General features: G+C 59.0%; 17 protein-coding genes. 10 read left to right on the top strand and 7 right to left on the bottom strand.

Annotated features, from left to right (window positions below; genetic code table 11):
* Positions 1-28: 28 nt before the first annotated feature.
* The 7 genes from M5B96_RS25090 to dnaA all read right to left on the bottom strand — a co-directional run bounded on the left by M5B96_RS25090 (position 29) and on the right by dnaA (position 8,462).
* A complete protein-coding gene (locus M5B96_RS25090) occupies positions 29-328 on the bottom strand; it encodes a lipid asymmetry maintenance protein MlaB (protein WP_248799674.1) in 300 nt (99 codons plus the stop codon).
* A gap of 43 nt (positions 329-371) precedes the next feature.
* Positions 372-740: a response regulator gene (locus tag M5B96_RS25085; protein WP_248799673.1), complete on the bottom strand. Its 369-nt coding sequence runs from the start codon at positions 738-740 to the stop codon at positions 372-374.
* A gap of 9 nt (positions 741-749) precedes the next feature.
* Positions 750-1,421, bottom strand: coding sequence for a methyl-accepting chemotaxis protein (locus tag M5B96_RS32825; RefSeq protein ID WP_412548649.1), 672 nt, complete (start codon positions 1,419-1,421; stop codon positions 750-752).
* An 823-nt stretch (positions 1,422-2,244) separates the two neighbouring features.
* A complete protein-coding gene (gyrB, locus tag M5B96_RS25075; protein ID WP_248799671.1) occupies positions 2,245-4,662 on the bottom strand; it encodes a DNA topoisomerase (ATP-hydrolyzing) subunit B in 2,418 nt (805 codons plus the stop codon).
* A gap of 4 nt (positions 4,663-4,666) precedes the next feature.
* The gene (recF, locus tag M5B96_RS25070; protein WP_100939924.1) at positions 4,667-5,770 is read right to left on the bottom strand and encodes a DNA replication/repair protein RecF; all 1,104 of its coding nucleotides are present in this window, start codon (positions 5,768-5,770) and stop codon (positions 4,667-4,669) included.
* Between the two features lie 35 nt (positions 5,771-5,805).
* Entirely contained in the window at positions 5,806-6,909 is a 1,104-nt protein-coding gene (gene dnaN, locus M5B96_RS25065) for a DNA polymerase III subunit beta (protein ID WP_248799670.1), read from the bottom strand.
* A 38-nt stretch (positions 6,910-6,947) separates the two neighbouring features.
* Positions 6,948-8,462, bottom strand: coding sequence for a chromosomal replication initiator protein DnaA (gene dnaA / locus M5B96_RS25060; protein ID WP_248799669.1), 1,515 nt, complete (start codon positions 8,460-8,462; stop codon positions 6,948-6,950).
* Between the two features lie 566 nt (positions 8,463-9,028).
* Between dnaA and rpmH the strand changes: the two genes are divergently transcribed.
* The 10 genes from rpmH to M5B96_RS25010 all read left to right on the top strand — a co-directional run bounded on the left by rpmH (position 9,029) and on the right by M5B96_RS25010 (position 18,339).
* Positions 9,029-9,163, top strand: coding sequence for a 50S ribosomal protein L34 (gene rpmH, locus M5B96_RS25055; protein WP_003213577.1), 135 nt, complete (start codon positions 9,029-9,031; stop codon positions 9,161-9,163).
* 13 nt (positions 9,164-9,176) lie between these two features.
* Complete coding sequence (gene rnpA, locus M5B96_RS25050; RefSeq protein ID WP_248799787.1) at positions 9,177-9,584, top strand: ribonuclease P protein component; 408 nt, start codon at positions 9,177-9,179, stop codon at positions 9,582-9,584.
* The gene (yidD, locus tag M5B96_RS25045) at positions 9,577-9,822 is read left to right on the top strand and encodes a membrane protein insertion efficiency factor YidD (RefSeq protein WP_100939920.1); all 246 of its coding nucleotides are present in this window, start codon (positions 9,577-9,579) and stop codon (positions 9,820-9,822) included. Before rnpA ends, yidD begins: the two co-directional genes overlap by 8 nt.
* Positions 9,823-9,824: 2 nt before the next feature.
* Positions 9,825-11,507, top strand: a complete 1,683-nt coding sequence (yidC, locus tag M5B96_RS25040; RefSeq protein WP_248799668.1) for a membrane protein insertase YidC — start codon at positions 9,825-9,827, stop codon at positions 11,505-11,507.
* A gap of 81 nt (positions 11,508-11,588) precedes the next feature.
* Entirely contained in the window at positions 11,589-12,959 is a 1,371-nt protein-coding gene (gene mnmE, locus M5B96_RS25035) for a tRNA uridine-5-carboxymethylaminomethyl(34) synthesis GTPase MnmE (protein ID WP_248799667.1), read from the top strand.
* Between the two features lie 586 nt (positions 12,960-13,545).
* A complete protein-coding gene (mnmG, locus tag M5B96_RS25030; RefSeq protein WP_248799666.1) occupies positions 13,546-15,438 on the top strand; it encodes a tRNA uridine-5-carboxymethylaminomethyl(34) synthesis enzyme MnmG in 1,893 nt (630 codons plus the stop codon).
* Positions 15,435-16,079, top strand: coding sequence for a 16S rRNA (guanine(527)-N(7))-methyltransferase RsmG (gene rsmG / locus M5B96_RS25025; RefSeq protein WP_248799665.1), 645 nt, complete (start codon positions 15,435-15,437; stop codon positions 16,077-16,079). Before mnmG ends, rsmG begins: the two co-directional genes overlap by 4 nt.
* Positions 16,080-16,097: 18 nt before the next feature.
* Positions 16,098-16,892, top strand: a complete 795-nt coding sequence (locus tag M5B96_RS25020) for a ParA family protein (RefSeq protein WP_248799664.1) — start codon at positions 16,098-16,100, stop codon at positions 16,890-16,892.
* Between the two features lie 9 nt (positions 16,893-16,901).
* Positions 16,902-17,774, top strand: coding sequence for a ParB/RepB/Spo0J family partition protein (locus M5B96_RS25015; protein ID WP_248799663.1), 873 nt, complete (start codon positions 16,902-16,904; stop codon positions 17,772-17,774).
* A gap of 157 nt (positions 17,775-17,931) precedes the next feature.
* Entirely contained in the window at positions 17,932-18,339 is a 408-nt protein-coding gene (locus tag M5B96_RS25010) for a F0F1 ATP synthase subunit I (protein WP_248799662.1), read from the top strand.
* Positions 18,340-18,347 lie beyond the last annotated feature (8 nt).

The following is an 18,347-nucleotide window of genomic DNA, read 5'->3' as shown; positions in this document are numbered from 1 at the left end:
ATAACCGCGGGAAGCTTGCAGCCCTGGATCATGGTTGCCCCAGCGTACCGCCCAGGTCACACAGTTCGAACACTTCGAGAACCGCCGGGCTATGCCCGCTCAGTTGTAGCGCAACGCCGGTGCGCAAGGTTTCGCGCTTGGCGAGCATCAACAGTTGCAGACCCGCGCCATCGATTTCAGTGACCTGCGAAAGGTCGATGTCCAACGGACTGCCCAGCGTCAGGAACGGCGCCAATTCGGCATATAGCTGCGCGGCGGTGTAGATGGTCATTTCGCCTTCGATCCCCAGGTGGGGTGTCGAAGTGTCTGCTTGGCAAATGATCGGCATGCTCGAATCTCCCTGTGTGCCCCGGTCCTGGTGGTGCCCGGGCTCAGGGCAGGATCAGCTTGGATACAGCGGCGAGCATTTGCGCCGGCTGGAACGGCTTGACCACCCAGGCCCGTGCCCCCGCGGCTTGCCCCTCCTGCTTCTTGCTTTCCTGGGACTCGGTGGTGAGCATGATGATCGGGGTGAACTTGTAGCTGGGCAGCTTTTTCACTTCCTTGACGAAGGTGATGCCATCCATGTTCGGCATGTTCACGTCGCTGATGATCAGGTGGATTTTCTGCCCGGTCAGCTTGGCCAGGGCATCCTTGCCGTCACTGGCTTCGATCACATCGTATCCGGCGCTTTTGAGCGCGATGCTGACCACCTGACGAACACTGCTTGAATCGTCGACCACCATTACGTTCTTTGCCATGACCGGCTCCTAAAAGAAGGTGATTTCCTGGATCGTAGCGGGCTGATTGACGTTGACCTTGCCCGAGTGGTGATTGCGTCGCTGCTCATCGGTGGCGTAGGTCAGTTCCATTTCCGCCAGCCAGGCAGGAGCGTCGACCACCACCGTGGCTCCAGGCACCTGGGCTTCGCGCAAGTGACGGAGCAGGGCTTCCATGTTGTTGCGTACCTGCGCGAGGATCTGGCTGACCCGATCCTGGAATTGCAGGTTTATCAGCACTTCGGTGACCTCGTCGCGAATCCCCATACCTTCGCGTTGCAGCAGCGTCGCGGATTCGGAGAGCTGGCCGGTGATGCTCTTGAAACGGGCGAGCACCCCCTGGATGCTGGCTTCCGAGCCGGCCACCGAGTCCTTGTCGTGATCGGTACTGCTGGCAGCGGCTTCCACCAACTGGTTGATGGCACCGTTGATGATGTCGACTTTGGCGGACATCTTCTGCCCGGTTTCGCTGGATTGGCTGGAGAGCGTCCGCACCGCGTCGGCGACCACCGCGAAGCCGCGTCCCGCCTCGCCGGCACGGGCAGCCTCGATGGCAGCGTTGAGCGCCAGCAGGTTGGTCTGTTGGGCGATGGCCGCCACCTCGCCGGCCATCGCCCGTAGCTCGCCGGTGTAGCCCGTGAGATTACGCACCTGGACCAGCATCTCGTCACGGCTTTGCTGAATGGTCTTGAGCGACTCGATCACGTGCAGCAACTCGGCATCGCTCTGGGCCAACACTTCCAGCGCCCCACCCTGGTTCTGGTGGGCCAGATCGCCGGCCGTGGCCTGGGAGGCATCGACGGTTTGTCGCAAGCGTTCGGAAATGGCGCTGAAACGGCTGGTCAGTTCAATGATGGCGGTTTCGGTCTCAGTCCGAGAACTTTCGATCTGCCGGGACCAGATCGGGATGGCTTCCAGGCAGACCGCCTCCAGGCCACCGGTTGAGGCTGTATCGACCGGGGCCTGGGCAGCTTGGGCGTCACTCAGGAGCCGGGCTGACAGTTGCCGATAGTGACGCTGGTTCAAGAGTCCGGCCAGCCCCCCCAGCAGCAACAGCCCGACCGACCAGGCCAGGTTGGCGGGGCGCCAGTCGCTCAACAGCAACACGCACACGGCACTGGCGGCGGGGATAAGGGGTATCCAGAAAAAAGCACCCGCCGAGGGGGCAGGCTGCAAAGCTTGCAGGTTGCCGGATGACGACATAGGTTCCTCCCTGACTCAGTTGAACAAAGCTCCACTGCACAACAAGGCTATCCGCCAACGGCCCGATCCACTTGAGGGTGGCGCGGGAGTCAGTCGTCGGATAGTGGTAAAACCGTTCAGTTTCTGGGTGAGGCACAATGCCACCTATGGGCATAGACCCTAGAGTGTAGACGGGCTTGCTGAATACAGAAGGGGATTTTGCTTTTAAATCGTGAGGGAAATAGCACGCATAAAAAAGCCAACGCTTAGCGTTGGCTTTTTGGTACTGCGTAACATCAAACCATCAGAAATCCAGGTTCGACACCGCCAACGCATTGCTCTCGATAAAGTCACGACGTGGCTCTACCGCATCGCCCATCAGGGTGTTGAAGATCTGGTCCGCACCGACGGCGTCTTCGATCGTCACCTTCAGCATCCGGCGAACCGCTGGGTCCATGGTGGTTTCCCACAATTGGTCCGGGTTCATCTCCCCCAACCCTTTGTAGCGCTGGATGGTGTGGCGCTTGGTGCTTTCGGCCATCAACCAGTCCAGGGCTTCCTTGAACTCGGTCACGGCTTTCTTGCGTTCGCCACGCTGAATGTAGGCGCCCTCATCGAGCAAGGTGCTCAACTGCGCACCCAGGGTCACAACGGTCTTGTAGTCGTTGCTACCGAAGAAGTCGCGGTTGAACGTGACGTAATTGGACAGGCCGTGGGAGATCAGTTCGACCTCCGGCAACCAGACGTTACGTTCACGGTCTTCGCGCAGGCTGGCTTTGTAGACCAGGCCGGACTTCTCGTTCAGACGCAGGCGGACTTCATACCTGGCCAGCCAATCCTGCATCGCCGCGTGATCGCCCAACTGCTCCAGGCTCACCGCCGGCAGGTAGATGAAGTGCTCGGTCAGCTCCTGCGGGTACAGGCGCGACAGACGCTTGAGGGTCTTCATCACCATGCGGAAGTCATTCACCAGACGTTCCAGCGCGGCACCGGAAATACCCGGTGCCTCTTCGTTCAGGTGCAGGCTCGCATCTTCCAGGGCCGACTGCGTCATGTACTCTTCCATGGCGTCGTCGTCTTTGATGTATTGCTCTTGCTTGCCTTTCTTGACCTTGTACAACGGCGGCTGGGCGATGTAGATGTAGCCACGCTCGATCAGCTCCGGCAACTGACGGAAGAAGAAGGTCAGCAGCAGGGTGCGGATGTGTGAACCGTCGACGTCAGCATCGGTCATGATGATGATGTTGTGGTAACGCAGTTTCTCGATGTTGTACTCGTCGCGACCGATACCGCAGCCCAACGCGGTGATCAGCGTGCCCACTTCCTGGGACGAGATCATTTTGTCAAAACGGGCTTTTTCCACGTTGAGGATCTTGCCCTTCAACGGCAGGATCGCCTGGGTACGACGGTTACGACCCTGCTTGGCGGAACCGCCAGCAGAGTCACCTTCCACCAGGTAGAGTTCGGAAAGGGCAGGGTCCTTTTCCTGGCAGTCGGCCAGTTTTCCCGGCAAGCCAGCGATATCCAGCGCACCTTTGCGCCGGGTCATCTCACGGGCTTTACGTGCCGCTTCACGGGCACGGGCGGCGTCGATCATCTTGCCGACCACCAGCTTGGCTTCGTTCGGGTTTTCCAGCAGGAAGTCCGAGAAGTACTTGCCCATTTCCTGTTCGACCGCAGTCTTCACTTCGGAAGAGACCAGCTTATCCTTGGTCTGGGAGCTGAACTTCGGATCCGGCACCTTGACCGAAATAATCGCGGTCAGGCCTTCACGGGCATCGTCACCAGTGGTGGCGACCTTGTGCTTCTTCGCCAGACCTTCCGCTTCGATGTAGGTGTTGAGGTTACGCGTCAGTGCCGAACGGAAACCCACCAGGTGAGTACCGCCGTCGCGCTGTGGAATGTTGTTGGTGAAGCACAACAGGTTCTCGTTGAAGCTGTCGTTCCACTGCAGGGCGATTTCCACGCCGATGCCGTCTTCACGCTGGACGTTGAAGTGGAACACCTGGTTGACCGGAGTCTTGTTGGTGTTCAGGTATTCAACGAACGCCCGCAGGCCGCCTTCGTACTTGAACAGCTCTTCCTTGCCGCTGCGCTCGTCCTTGAGGACGATACCGACACCGGAGTTGAGGAAGGACAGTTCACGAATCCGCTTGGCCAGGATGTCCCAGCTGAAGTGGATGTTCTTGAAGGTTTCGGCGGAGGCCTTGAAGTGAATCTCGGTACCGGTGGTTTCACTGTCGCCGACGATTCTCATCGGTTCCTGTGGCACGCCGTGGACGTAGGTCTGTTCCCAGATCTTGCCGCTACGACGCACGGTCAGCACCAGCAATTCGGACAGGGCGTTCACCACCGACACGCCGACACCGTGCAGACCGCCGGAGACTTTATAGGAGTTGTCGTCGAACTTACCGCCGGCGTGCAGCACGGTCATGATGACCTCGGCCGCGGAAACGCCTTCTTCCTTGTGCACGTCCACCGGAATACCGCGACCGTTGTCACGTACGGAAATGGACTCGTCCGGGTGGATGATGATGCTGATTTCGTCGCAATGGCCGGCGAGGGCTTCGTCGATGGAGTTGTCGACCACCTCGAACACCATGTGGTGCAGACCGCTACCATCATCGGTGTCGCCAATGTACATACCGGGACGTTTGCGTACGGCATCCAAACCTTTCAGCACCTTGATGCTGGTCGAGTCGTACGTATTTTCTTCGCTCATGCCTTCACTCCCGATGGTCGTGGGTCTGGGTGATACAGCCTTGTTCCACGTGGAACAAAGCGACTGGCGTTTCCGTCTGCCAGCCTTCCCTCAATAATTCGTGGTCTACACAGGTGATAAACACCTGGCAGCGTAAGTCTTCCAGCAAGCGACAGAGTGCGCGACGGTGTTGCTCGTCCAGCTCGGACGGCAGGTCATCCACCAGATAAATACACTGACCGCGCCGGGCCTGACTGACCAGGTGCCCCTGAGCAATGCGCAAGGCACAGACCACCAGCTTCTGCTGACCCCGGGACAAGATGTCCGCGGCATTGTGTGCGCCCAATCGAAGACGCAAATCAGCTCGCTGTGGTCCGGCTTGGGTGTGACCCATTTGCTGGTCCCGGTGCAGGGAAGAGGCGAGCACGGCGCTCAATTCCTTCTCTTTGTCCCAACCACGGTAATAGCTCAGCGTTAAGCCCTCGAGTTCGACTAGCTCGCTCAAGGTTTGCTCAAAGACTGGTTTCAAGACTTTGATGTAAGCGCGGCGGTATTCATCGATTTCGGCGCTGGCCAGGCACAGTTCCCGGTCCCAGGCCGCTTGCGAAGCGGCGTCAAGTGTACCATGCCGCAGCCATGAGTTCCGCTGCCGCAGGGCCTTCTGCAAGCGCTGCCAGGTCGACATGAAACGAGGTTCCACGTGGAACACCCCCCAGTCGAGGAACTGCCGACGGATCTTCGGGGCCCCTTCGAGCAGACGGAAGCTGTCCGGGTTGATCAGTTGCAACGGCAGGATTTCCGCCAGTTGCGCCGCGCTCTTGGCGTTCTGCCCATCGATGCGGATCTGGAATTCACCCTGGCGGTCCCGCGATATCCCCAATGCACTGTGCCCACCCTCGGCCAACTCCACCTGGCCGAAGACCGTGCAGGCGAGTTGCTCGTACTGGATCACCGGTAGCAGACGGGTACTGCGAAACGAGCGCGCGAGCCCAAGCAGATGCAGCGCTTCGAGCACGCTGGTTTTTCCGCTGCCGTTGGCGCCGTAAAGGATATTGATACGCGGGGAGGGGGAGAAGGTCACCGGCTGCAGGTTACGCACCGCGGTGACCGAAACACGACTGAGGGACATCTAGCGTTGGCTGGACATGGGTAGGCGCGACACCGTTACAGGCGCATCGGCATGACGACGTAGGCGGAATCGTCGTTATCCGATTCCTGCACCAGGGCGCTGCTGTTGGAATCGGACAGGATCAGACGCACCTGCTCGGTGGTCATCACGCCCAGCACATCCAGCAGATAGCTGACGTTGAAGCCGATTTCCAGGGAACCGCCGTTGTAGTCGACGCCGACTTCTTCTTCCGCTTCTTCCTGCTCAGGGTTGTTGGCCTGGATCTTCAGCTGACCGTTGGCCAGTTGCAGACGGATGCCGCGGTACTTCTCGTTGGACAGGATCGCGGTGCGGCTGAACGCCTCGCGCAATGCCTGACGATCGCCGAGGACCAGCTTGTCGCCGCCTTTTGGCAGTACCCGCTCGTAGTCCGGGAACTTGCCATCCACCAGCTTGGAGGTGAAAGTGAACTCACCCGTGGTGGCACGAATATGGTGCTGACCGAGGACGATACTGACGTTGCCTTCCGGCTCGGTCAGCAGGCGGGCCAATTCCAGGATACCTTTGCGCGGCACGATCACCTGGTGGCGATCCGGCTGACCGATATCGGCCTGCATCGAACACATGGCCAGACGGTGACCGTCGGTGGCCACGGCGCGGATCACACCGGCCGAGACTTCCAGCAACATGCCGTTGAGATAGTAACGCACGTCCTGCTGGGCCATGGCGAAACTGGTGCGCTCGATCAAGCGACGCAGCTTGCTCTGGTCGAGCTGGCAAGTCAGCGAACCCGGGCCTTCTTCCACGGTAGGGAAATCGTTCGCCGGCAAGGTCGACAGGGTGAAGCGGCTACGACCGGCCTTCACCACCAGCTTCTGCTCGTCGACCTTGATATCGATCAGGGCATCGTTGGGCAGGCTCTTGCAGATGTCCATCAGCTTGCGTGCCGGCACGGTGATTTCACCCGGTTCCGCTGGCTCTTCGAGTTGGACGCGACCGACCAGTTCGACTTCCAGGTCAGTACCGGTCAGCGACAGTTGCTGGCCTTCGACGACCAGCAACACATTGGAGAGCACCGGCAAGGTCTGGCGGCGCTCGACGACGCCTGCGACCAGTTGCAGGGGTTTCAACAGGGCTTCGCGTTGAATAGTGAAATGCATGGTCTAGTCCCTTGCCTTAATAAGCTGCGCTGGTGTCATCAAGTGGTCAGTGTTCGCAGCAGGTTCTTGTAGTCCTCGCGGATGTCCGCGTCGGATTCCTTAAGTTCGTTGATCTTGCGGCATGCATGCAAGACCGTAGTATGGTCGCGCCCGCCGAAGACATCACCAATTTCAGGCAAGCTGTGGTTGGTAAGTTCCTTGGACAAGGCCATGGCGACCTGACGTGGACGCGCCACCGAGCGCGAACGGCGCTTGGACAGCAGGTCGGAAATCTTGATCTTGTAGTATTCGGCCACCGTGCGCTGAATGTTATCCACAGACACCAGCTTGTCTTGCAGCGCCAGCAGGTCTTTCAGCGATTCACGGATCAGTTCGATGGTGATATCGCGGCCCATGAAGTGCGAGTGAGCGATCACCCGTTTCAGCGCGCCTTCGAGCTCACGGACGTTGGAACGAATACGTTGGGCAATGAAGAACGCCGCGTCATGGGGCAGTTCGACTTTTGCCTGGTCGGCCTTCTTCATCAGGATCGCGACCCGGGTTTCCAGCTCCGGAGGCTCGACCGCAACGGTCAGGCCCCAGCCGAAACGCGATTTCAGGCGCTCTTCCAGACCCTCGATCTCTTTCGGATAACGATCGCTGGTCAGGATCACTTGCTGACCGCCTTCAAGCAAGGCGTTGAAGGTGTGGAAAAACTCTTCCTGGGAGCGCTCCTTGCGGGCGAAGAACTGAATGTCATCGATCAGCAGCGCGTCCACCGAACGGTAGAAGCGCTTGAACTCGTTGATGGCATTGAGCTGCAAGGCCTTGACCATGTCCGCGACGAAACGCTCCGAATGCAGGTAGACCACCTTGGCATTCGGGTTCTTCTTTAACAGGTGGTTACCCACAGCGTGCATCAAGTGGGTCTTACCCAAGCCGACACCGCCATAAAGGAAGAGCGGGTTGTAACCGTGCTTGGGATTGTCCGCCACCTGCCAGGCCGCGGCCCGGGCCAGTTGGTTGGACTTACCCTCGACGAAGTTCTCGAAGGTGAAGGTGCGGTTCAGGTAGCTGGTGTGCTTGAGCGCGCCTTCCACCTGGACCGTACGCTGTTCGGCACGCACCGGGGCTTGTTGCGAACTGGCGCCGGCCATTGGATCGAAGCTGTCGCGCGACGGTTCTTCGCTGACCTCGACCGCCGTCTTCGGGGTCGGGGCCGGCTGTGCGGGCGGAGTTACCGCAGCCGGTGCCGGAGCGTTGGCGGCCATGGCCTGGGAAGCAGCTGCGGCCAATGGGGCATTTGGCGCGGCACGCGGTGTCGAGCTGCGCTTGCTGCCTATTAATAAGGAAAGCGCGGGCGCCAGACCGTTGCCATGCTCGTTCAGCAGTTCGAGCAAACGTCCCAGGTACTTTTCATTCACCCAGTCGAGCACAAAACGGTTCGGTGCATAGACACGCAACTCGTCGCCTTCGGCTTCGACCTGTAGTGGACGGATCCAGGTGTTGAATTGCTGGGCAGGCAGCTCATCACGCAGAAGCTCCACGCACTGCTGCCAAAGTTCCACTGACACGGATATCCCCTAAGTTGAAAGCCGGTGAGGCAAAAACAAGCGGCCATTGTACCGGCAGGCCGAGCACTTATCCACATGTAGGTTGCAGGGACAACCTGAAGAATCAACTGCTTATCGGTGGACAATGCGACCAATGGTATGTGCATAAGCTCTGTGGATAACCGCCCTTGAGGGCGTTGCACAAGTGGGGGCGAAAGTCTGTGGGTAACTGGCCTATGGATAACATGGCATTCCACACACAGCTTATCCGACAGCGCGGCACAGGCGGAGCACCGCTTACCCACCCAGTTGTCATTCTCTGTACAGTACGTGTTTCATGACCTCAAGGGACTTATCCACAGAAAATCGCTTGCTAAGCTTCTATAAGCTTTACAGAAAAGCTTTAAATAATTCCCTTCTTTATTCTTATATCTAGGTCATGGTGGGTGCCAGCCAGATCGGTCCGAATATCTATATGAAGTAAAAGCTGGTTGGAAATTGACCTGCGGGCTTGCTTTCTCTAGAATCCCCGGTCTCTTAAAACGGGGGCCATTCCGGCCCGTTGTGACGAACCAGGTAGCAACGCCATGAAACGTACTTTCCAACCCAGCACTATCAAACGCGCCCGCACCCACGGCTTCCGTGCTCGCATGGCCACCAAGAACGGTCGTGCCGTCCTGTCGCGTCGCCGCGCCAAAGGCCGTGCTCGTCTGGCAGTTTGATAATCCGGCGCGGGTGGTGAGTCAGGACTTCAGTCGGGAAAAGCGTCTGCTTACTCCTCGGCATTTCAAGGCAGTCTTTGACTCCCCTACCGGCAAGGTTCCGGGGAAAAATCTCCTGCTCCTTGCGCGCAACAACGATCTGGATCACCCCCGTCTGGGGCTGGTTATCGGTAAAAAGAGCGTCAAGCTCTCCGTTGAGCGCAATCGCCTGAAACGTCTGATGCGCGAGTCGTTCCGACTGCACCAGGATTCACTGGTCGGCTGGGACATCGTTATCGTCGCGCGCAAAGGTCTGGGCGATATCGAAAACCCTGAATTGATCCAGCATTTCGGCAAACTCTGGAAACGCTTGGCCCGTACGGCGCCAGCGGTACCCGCAGGCAAAACCGAAACTGTGGGGGTAGACAGCCCAGATGCGTAAACTGGCCCTCGTTCCGATCCAGTTTTATCGCTATGCCATCAGTCCCTTGATGGCCAATCACTGTCGTTTCTACCCCAGTTGTTCTTGCTACGCGTATGAAGCCATCGAAACACATGGACTCCTGCGCGGTGGCTGGCTGACCGTTCGTCGCTTAGGTCGCTGTCATCCGTGGAATGCCGGTGGTTATGACCCGGTTCCACCAATCCCTACCTCCCGTTCTTCTTCGATGGCCGAGTAATCATGGATATCAAACGCACGATCCTGATCGTCGCCCTGGCAATCGTGACCTATGTCGGGGTCCTCAAATGGAACCAGGACTACGGTCAGGCTGCCCTGCCGACCCAGAATGTCGCTTCCAGCACCACCGTTCCCGGCTTGCCGGATTCGGTAGCTGGCAACAAAACAAGCGCCAGTGATGACATTCCACGTGCAGCCAATGACACCAGTGCACCTGTTGAAGCACCGGTGGCTGTCAGCAACGACCTCATCCATATCAAAACGGATGTGCTCGACCTGGCTATCGATCCAAAAGGTGGGGATGTTGCCCAGCTGAAGCTGCCGCTTTATCCACGTCGTCAGGATCATCCGGAAATTCCTTTCCAGTTGTTCGACAACGGTGGCGAGCGTACCTACCTGGCCCAGAGCGGCCTGATCGGTGCCAACGGCCCGGACGCCAGTTCGGCCGGTCGCCCGCTGTACGCTTCGGCACAGAAAAGTTATCAACTGGCTGATGGCCAGGAACAACTGGTCGTCGACCTGAAATTCAGCGAGAACGGCGTCAATTACATCAAGCGTTTCACCCTGAAACGCGGCCTGTATGACGTTACCGTGTCTTATCTGATCGACAACCAGGGCGCCCAGCCCTGGTCGGGTGCGATGTTCGCCCAGCTGAAACGTGACAACAGCGCCGATCCGTCCTCCAGCACCGCCACTGGCACCGCGACTTACCTCGGCGCCGCCCTGTGGACAAGTTCCGAGCCGTACAAAAAAGTGTCGATGAAAGATATCGACAAGGCCCAGCTGAAGGAAACCGTTCAAGGTGGTTGGGTTGCCTGGCTGCAGCACTACTTCGTGACCGCCTGGATTCCGGCCAAGGGCGACAGCAATGTCGTGAGCACCCGCAAGGATAGCCAGGGCAATTACATCATCGGCTACACTGGTCCTTCGTTGACCCTGGCCCCAGGCCAGAAAACCGAGACCAGCGCCATTCTGTACGCCGGCCCGAAAAGCCAGGCCGTGCTGAAACAGTTGTCCCCAGGCCTGGAACTGACGGTCGACTACGGCATCCTGTGGTTTATCGCCCAACCGATCTTCTGGTTGCTGCAACATATCCACAGCCTGCTCGGTAACTGGGGCTTCTCGATCATCGTGCTGACCATGCTGATCAAGGGCCTGTTCTTCCCATTGTCGGCGGCCAGCTACAAATCGATGGCGCGCATGCGTGCCGTGGCGCCAAAACTGGCGGCACTGAAAGAGCAACATGGCGACGACCGGCAGAAAATGTCGCAAGCCATGATGGAGCTGTACAAGAAAGAGAAGATCAATCCACTGGGCGGCTGCTTGCCGATCCTGGTGCAGATGCCGGTTTTCCTTTCCCTGTACTGGGTGTTGCTGGAAAGCGTTGAAATGCGCCAGGCACCGTTCATCCTGTGGATTACCGACCTGTCGATCAAGGATCCGTTCTTCATCCTGCCGATCATCATGGGCGCAACCATGTTCATCCAGCAGCGTCTGAACCCGACTCCGCCGGATCCGATGCAGGCCAAGGTGATGAAGCTGATGCCGATCATCTTCACCTTCTTCTTCCTGTGGTTCCCTGCAGGTCTGGTGCTGTACTGGGTTGTGAACAACTGCCTGTCCATCACCCAACAGTGGTACATCACACGTAAGATCGAAGCGGCTACCAAGAAAGCCACTGCGTAACCTACTCTGTGGATAACCACTCAAGACGCCCCCTAGTGGGGCGTTTTGCTATCTGTCATTTTTAATGTCGAGACCCGATTCATGAGCCTTCCTCGGGAAACCATCGCCGCTGTTGCCACCGCCCAAGGCCGTGGCGGGGTCGGTATCGTCCGAATTTCCGGGCCTTTGGCGCACGCCGCGGCGCTGGCCATCGCTGGTCGCGAGTTGAAACCGCGCTATGCCCATTACGGTCCGTTCCTGGATGGCGACGGTGATGTGCTCGATGAAGGCATCGCTCTGTATTTCCCCGGGCCGAACTCCTTCACCGGTGAAGATGTGCTTGAGCTGCAGGGCCATGGTGGTCCGGTGGTTCTCGATATGCTGCTGCAACGCTGCCTGCAACTGGGCTGCCGGCTGGCGCGGCCGGGTGAATTCAGCGAACGGGCGTTTCTCAATGACAAACTCGACCTGGCCCAGGCCGAGGCGATTGCCGATTTGATCGAGGCCAGTTCCGCACAGGCGGCGCGCAATGCCCTGCGTTCATTGCAAGGCGCATTTTCCATGCGTGTGCATAACCTCACCGAGCAACTCATCGGTCTGCGGATCTATGTGGAAGCGGCCATCGACTTTCCCGAGGAAGAAATCGACTTCCTTGCCGATGGGCACGTGCTGGCCTTGCTCGATGCGGTGCGCAACGAGTTATCCACAGTGATGCGCGAAGCCGGGCAGGGCGCCTTGTTGCGCGATGGCATGACGGTGGTGATCGCCGGTCGGCCGAATGCCGGCAAGTCCAGCCTGCTCAATGCCCTGGCCGGACGCGAGGCAGCGATTGTCACCGAGATCGCCGGCACCACCCGCGATGTTTTGCGCGAACATATCCACATCGATGGCATGCCCCTGCATGTGGTAGATACCGCCGGCTTGCGCGATACCGACGACCAGGTGGAAAAGATCGGTGTGGAACGTGCGCTCAAGGCCATTGGCGAGGCCGACCGGGTGTTGTTGGTGGTCGATGCGACCGCGCCGGAGGCTGTGGATCCTTTTGCCTTGTGGCCGGAATTCCTTGAACAGCGACCAGATCCGGCCAAGGTCACCTTGATCCGCAACAAGGCCGACCTGAGCGGCGAGGCCATGGCGATGGAAGTCAGCGAGGATGGCCATGTCACCATCAGCCTGAGTGCCAAGGTCGGTGGCGAGGGACTGGAGTTGTTGCGTGAGCACCTCAAGGCCTGCATGGGTTACGAACAGACCTCCGAGAGCAGCTTCAGCGCTCGGAGGCGCCATCTGGAAGCCCTGCGGCATGCCAGCGCGGCTCTCGAGCACGGTCACGCACAGCTGACCCTGGCCGGCGCCGGCGAGCTGCTGGCGGAGGATCTGCGCCATGCCCAGCAGTTCCTCGGCGAGATTACCGGGGCGTTCAGCTCGGATGACCTGTTGGGGCGGATCTTTTCCAGCTTCTGCATCGGTAAATAACTACGCCGCAAGCTCCCTGTGAGATCTTTGACGTTCTCACGGGCCCCTTCGCGGGCAAGCTCCGCTCCCACATCAAGCAGCAGACCTCAGTGAATTTTTTGCCGGTCGGACGATTTCTGATCGTTCCGGCGGCTTTCGGCTGCCTAGGATTTGCCCTGGCAGGCATTTTTCTGTGGATTAAGCCCTGTGAATAACCACGCCTCAGCTCGGTTGATAACTGGGCCTGAAAACTGAGGATGAACCCCATTGTGGATAACCATCGGTTTAATCCACAGGCTTAGACCGGTTATCCCAAACCTTCCTGGCCACATGACCACAGACTTTTGAGTCTCTGTACACATTGATAAATAAGGCCTGTAGCACCTTATCCACAGAAAGGTTGCTGACTAAGAATAAACATAAAAACAAAGATCTTATAAATTTCTTTCTTTTTAATTTCTATTGTCCGCTAGTCATCCACAGCTGGTTAAATTTTGTGCAAAGGGTTCTTTAGGAGGGGGGAAGTCCCTATACTTGACGACCTGGCTCAAAAAAGTGGGCCGACCCTATTCCTAATTACCTACTTGAAGCAGGCACGAGGTGCGTGGTGGATTTCCCTTCCCGTTTTGAAGTGATCGTCATCGGCGGCGGTCATGCCGGTACCGAGGCAGCACTGGCGTCCGCACGCATGGGGGCAAAAACCCTGCTGCTGACGCATAACGTGGAAACCCTCGGCGCCATGAGCTGCAACCCCGCGATCGGCGGGATCGGCAAAAGCCATCTGGTCAAGGAAATCGATGCCCTCGGCGGCGCGATGGCGATAGCCACCGATAAGGGCGGCATCCAGTTCCGTGTCTTGAACAGCCGCAAAGGCCCGGCCGTGCGCGCTACCCGCGCCCAGGCCGACCGCGTGCTGTACAAGGCCGCGGTGCGCGAGATCCTGGAAAACCAGCCGAACCTGTGGATATTTCAGCAAGCCGCCGACGACCTGATCGTCGAGCAGGACCAGGTTCGCGGTGTCGTGACTCAAATGGGCCTGCGGTTCTTCGCCGAATCCGTGGTCCTGACCACCGGCACCTTCCTCGGTGGACTTATCCACATCGGGATGCAGAACTATTCCGGTGGCCGTGCCGGCGATCCACCATCGATTGCCCTGGCCCAACGCCTGCGGGAGCTGCCGCTGCGTGTCGGGCGCCTGAAAACCGGTACGCCGCCGCGTATCGACGGCCGTTCCGTGGATTTCTCGGTGATGTCTGAACAACCGGGCGATACGCCGATCCCGGTAATGTCGTTCATGGGCTCGAAAGAGCAGCATCCACGCCAGGTCAGTTGCTGGATTACCCACACCAACGCCCGCACCCACGAAATCATCGCCGCGAACCTCGATCGTTCGCCGATGTACTCCGGGGTGATCGAAGGCATCGGCCCGCGTTATTGCCCATCGATCGAAGACAAGATCCACCGCTTTGCCGACAAGGAAAGCCACCAGGTCTTTATCGAGCCCGAAGGCCTGACCACCCACGAGCTGTACCCGAACGGGATATCCACCTCCCTGCCGTTCGACGTGCAATTGCAGATCGTCCAGTCGATTCGCGGCATGGAAAACGCCCATATCGTGCGGCCGGGTTATGCCATCGAGTACGACTATTTCGATCCCCGTGACCTGAAGTACAGCCTGGAAACCAAAGTCATCGGCGGTTTGTTCTTCGCCGGGCAGATCAACGGCACCACCGGTTACGAAGAAGCCGGTGCCCAAGGTTTGCTCGCCGGCGCCAACGCCGCGTTGCGCGCCCAGGGCAAGGACAGTTGGTGTCCGCGTCGCGACGAGGCATACATCGGTGTGCTGGTAGACGACCTGATCACCCTGGGGACCCAGGAACCGTACCGGATGTTCACCTCCCGCGCCGAATACCGGCTGATCCTGCGCGAAGACAACGCCGACCTGCGCCTGACCGAAAAAGGTCGCGAGCTGGGCCTGGTCGATGACCTGCGCTGGGCGGCTTTCTGCAAGAAACGCGAGAGCATCGAGCTGGAAGAGCAGCGTCTGAAAAGCACCTGGGTCCGCCCGGGCACCGAGCAGGGCGATGCCATCGCGGAAAAATTCGGTACACCGCTGACCCACGAATACAACTTGCTGAATCTGCTGAGCCGCCCGGAAATCGACTACGCTGGTCTGGTCGCCGTGACCGGGCAGGGTGCTGAAGACCCGCAAGTCGCCGAGCAGGTCGAGATCAAGACCAAATACGCCGGTTATATCGACCGCCAGCAGGACGAGATCGCTCGCCTGCGCGCCAGCGAAGACACCAAGCTGCCTGTGGATATCGACTACAGCGGTATTTCCGGCCTGTCCAAGGAGATCCAGAGCAAGCTCGGCGCAACCCGTCCTGAGACGCTCGGCCAGGCTTCGCGGATTCCCGGGGTGACGCCGGCGGCGATTTCCCTGTTGATGATTCACCTGAAAAAACGCGGCGCGGGCCGTCAGTTGGAGCAAAGCGCTTGAGTTCGTTGGTTACTTCGCAACACGCAGAAGAGTTATCCACAGGTGCCCGCCAGCTTGGCGTGAACCTGAGTGAAACCCAGCACGCCTTGCTGCTGGGTTACCTGGCCCTGTTGATCAAATGGAACCAGGCCTACAACCTCACCGCCGTGCGCGATCCCGACGAAATGGTCTCGCGCCATCTGCTCGACAGCCTGAGCGTGATGTCCTTCGTCGAAAACGGCCGCTGGCTCGATGTCGGCAGCGGCGGCGGGATGCCGGGGATACCCCTGGCGATCCTGTTTCCCGATTCACAGGTGACCTGCCTGGACAGCAACGGCAAGAAAACCCGCTTCCTTACCCAGGTCAAACTCGAACTCAAGCTGGATAACCTGCAAGTTATCCACAGCCGGGTCGAAGCCTTCCAGCCGCCACAGCCGTTCAACGGGATCATTTCCCGGGCGTTCAGCAGCATGGAGAACTTCACCGGCTGGACTCGCCACCTTGGCGACGGTGACACACGTTGGCTGGCAATGAAGGGCGTCCATCCCGCCGATGAGCTGGTAGCATTGCCGGCAGACTTCCACCTCGATAGCGAACATGCCTTGGCCGTACCCGGTTGCCAAGGCCAACGCCATCTGCTGATACTGCGCCGCACGGCATGATTGGGAACACAAGCAAGAATGGCTAAGGTATTCGCGATAGCGAACCAGAAAGGTGGCGTGGGCAAGACCACCACCTGCATCAACCTCGCAGCATCCCTGGTCGCCACCAAGCGTCGGGTGCTGCTGATCGACCTCGATCCACAAGGCAACGCCACCATGGGCAGCGGTGTGGATAAACATGCCCTGGAAAACTCCATCTACGATGTGCTGATCGGCGAATGCGACCTGGCCCAGGCCATGCACTTCTCCGAGCACGGCGGTTACCAACTGCTGCCGGCCAACCGCGACCTGACGGCGGCCGAAGTGGTGCTGCTGGAAATGCAGATGAAGGAAAGCCGTCTGCGCAGCGCCCTGGCACCGATTCGCGAGAATTACGACTACATCCTCATCGACTGTCCGCCGTCGCTGTCGATGCTGACCCTCAACGCGCTGGTGGCCGCCGATGGGGTGATTATCCCCATGCAGTGCGAATACTTTGCCCTGGAAGGGCTCAGCGACCTTGTGGATAACATCAAGCGGATCGCCGAGTTGCTCAACCCGGAGCTGAAAGTCGAAGGCCTGTTGCGGACCATGTATGACCCGCGTCTGAGTTTGATGAACGACGTTTCCGCGCAGCTCAAGGAGCATTTCGGTGACCAGCTGTATGACACCGTGATCCCGCGCAACATCCGCCTGGCCGAAGCCCCGAGCTACGGCATGCCCGCGCTGGCATACGACAAACAATCCCGTGGCGCCGTGGCCTACCTGGCCCTGGCGGGCGAGATGGTTCGTCGGCAACGCCGCACTTCACGCACCGCAGCCCCGGCAACTTAAGGAATCCCCATGGCCGTCAAGAAACGAGGTCTCGGACGTGGACTGGATGCACTGCTGAGTGGTCCGACTGTCAGTTCGCTGGAAGAACAGGCCGTCCAGGCCGATCAACGGGAGCTGCAGCACCTGCCGCTGGACCTGATCCAGCGCGGCAAGTACCAGCCGCGCCGCGACATGGACCCACAGGCACTGGAAGAACTGGCGCAATCGATCAAGGCCCAGGGCGTGATGCAACCGATCGTGGTGCGCCCGATCGGCAGCGGTCGATTTGAAATAATTGCCGGCGAACGCCGCTGGCGCGCCAGCCAGCAGGCCGGGTTGGAAAGCATTCCGGCCATGGTCCGCGATGTCCCGGACGAAACCGCCATCGCCATGGCGCTGATCGAGAACATCCAGCGCGAAGACCTCAACCCGATCGAGGAAGCCGTGGCCCTGCAGCGTTTGCAGCAGGAGTTCCAGCTGACCCAGCAACAGGTCGCCGAAGCCGTGGGCAAGTCCCGCGTGACCGTGGCCAACCTGCTGCGCCTGATTGCGTTGCCGGAAGTGATCAAGACCATGTTGTCCCATGGCGATCTGGAAATGGGTCATGCCCGGGCCTTGCTCGGTTTGCCGGAAGAACGGCAGGTCGAAGGGGCGCGACACGTTGTCGCACGCGGTCTCACCGTGCGCCAGACCGAGGCCCTGGTTCGCCAGTGGCTCAGTGGCAAACAGGAGCCTGCCGAACCGGCCAAGGTCGATCCGGACATCAGTCGCCTTGAACAGCGCCTGGCAGAGCGGCTGGGCTCCGCGGTGCAGATCCGCCACGGTCAGAAAGGAAAAGGTCAGTTGGTAATTCGCTATAACTCCCTGGATGAACTACAAGGGGTACTCGCGCATATCCGCTGAATCTGCTGAAACATTTCCTCATGTAGCGGGCAGTCGGAAATCACTACCTGGCAGTTGAATAGGGGCAGAACCGCCCCTATACTCTGCGCGCATTTTGTCGGCACAATTTATGCCAAGTTATTGATTTGTGGCAGCCGACCCTTGAGGAGCGTCAGTGATGGAAACCCGCACGCCAAACAGGTTGCCGTTCCATCGCTTGACGGTATTTCCGGTGTTGTTGGCCCAGTTTGTCGTTTTGTTGGTGGCGGCGTTGGCGCTTTGGCAATGGCATGGTGTCGTTGCCGGATACTCGGGACTCTGCGGAGGCCTGATAGCCTTGCTCCCCAATGTGTATTTTGCTCACAGGGCCTTTCGGTTTTCCGGCGCCCGAGCAGCCCAGTCCATCGTCCGGTCTTTTTATGCCGGCGAGGCGGGTAAATTGATTTTGACGGCAGTGCTATTTGCACTGACGTTCGCAGGTGTGAAGCCATTGGCGCCGATAGCAGTCTTCGGTGTCTTCGTGCTGACCCAGTCGGTCAGCTGGTTCGCACCCGTGCTAATGAAAACAAGACTTTCGAGACCTTAGGGCGTTTG

This window comes from Pseudomonas sp. MWU13-2105, from assembly GCF_023242315.1.
Taxonomy (GTDB): domain Bacteria; phylum Pseudomonadota; class Gammaproteobacteria; order Pseudomonadales; family Pseudomonadaceae; genus Aquipseudomonas.
The sequence above is the reverse complement of the archived record's forward strand: the minus strand, read 5'-3'. Positions and strand labels throughout refer to the sequence as shown.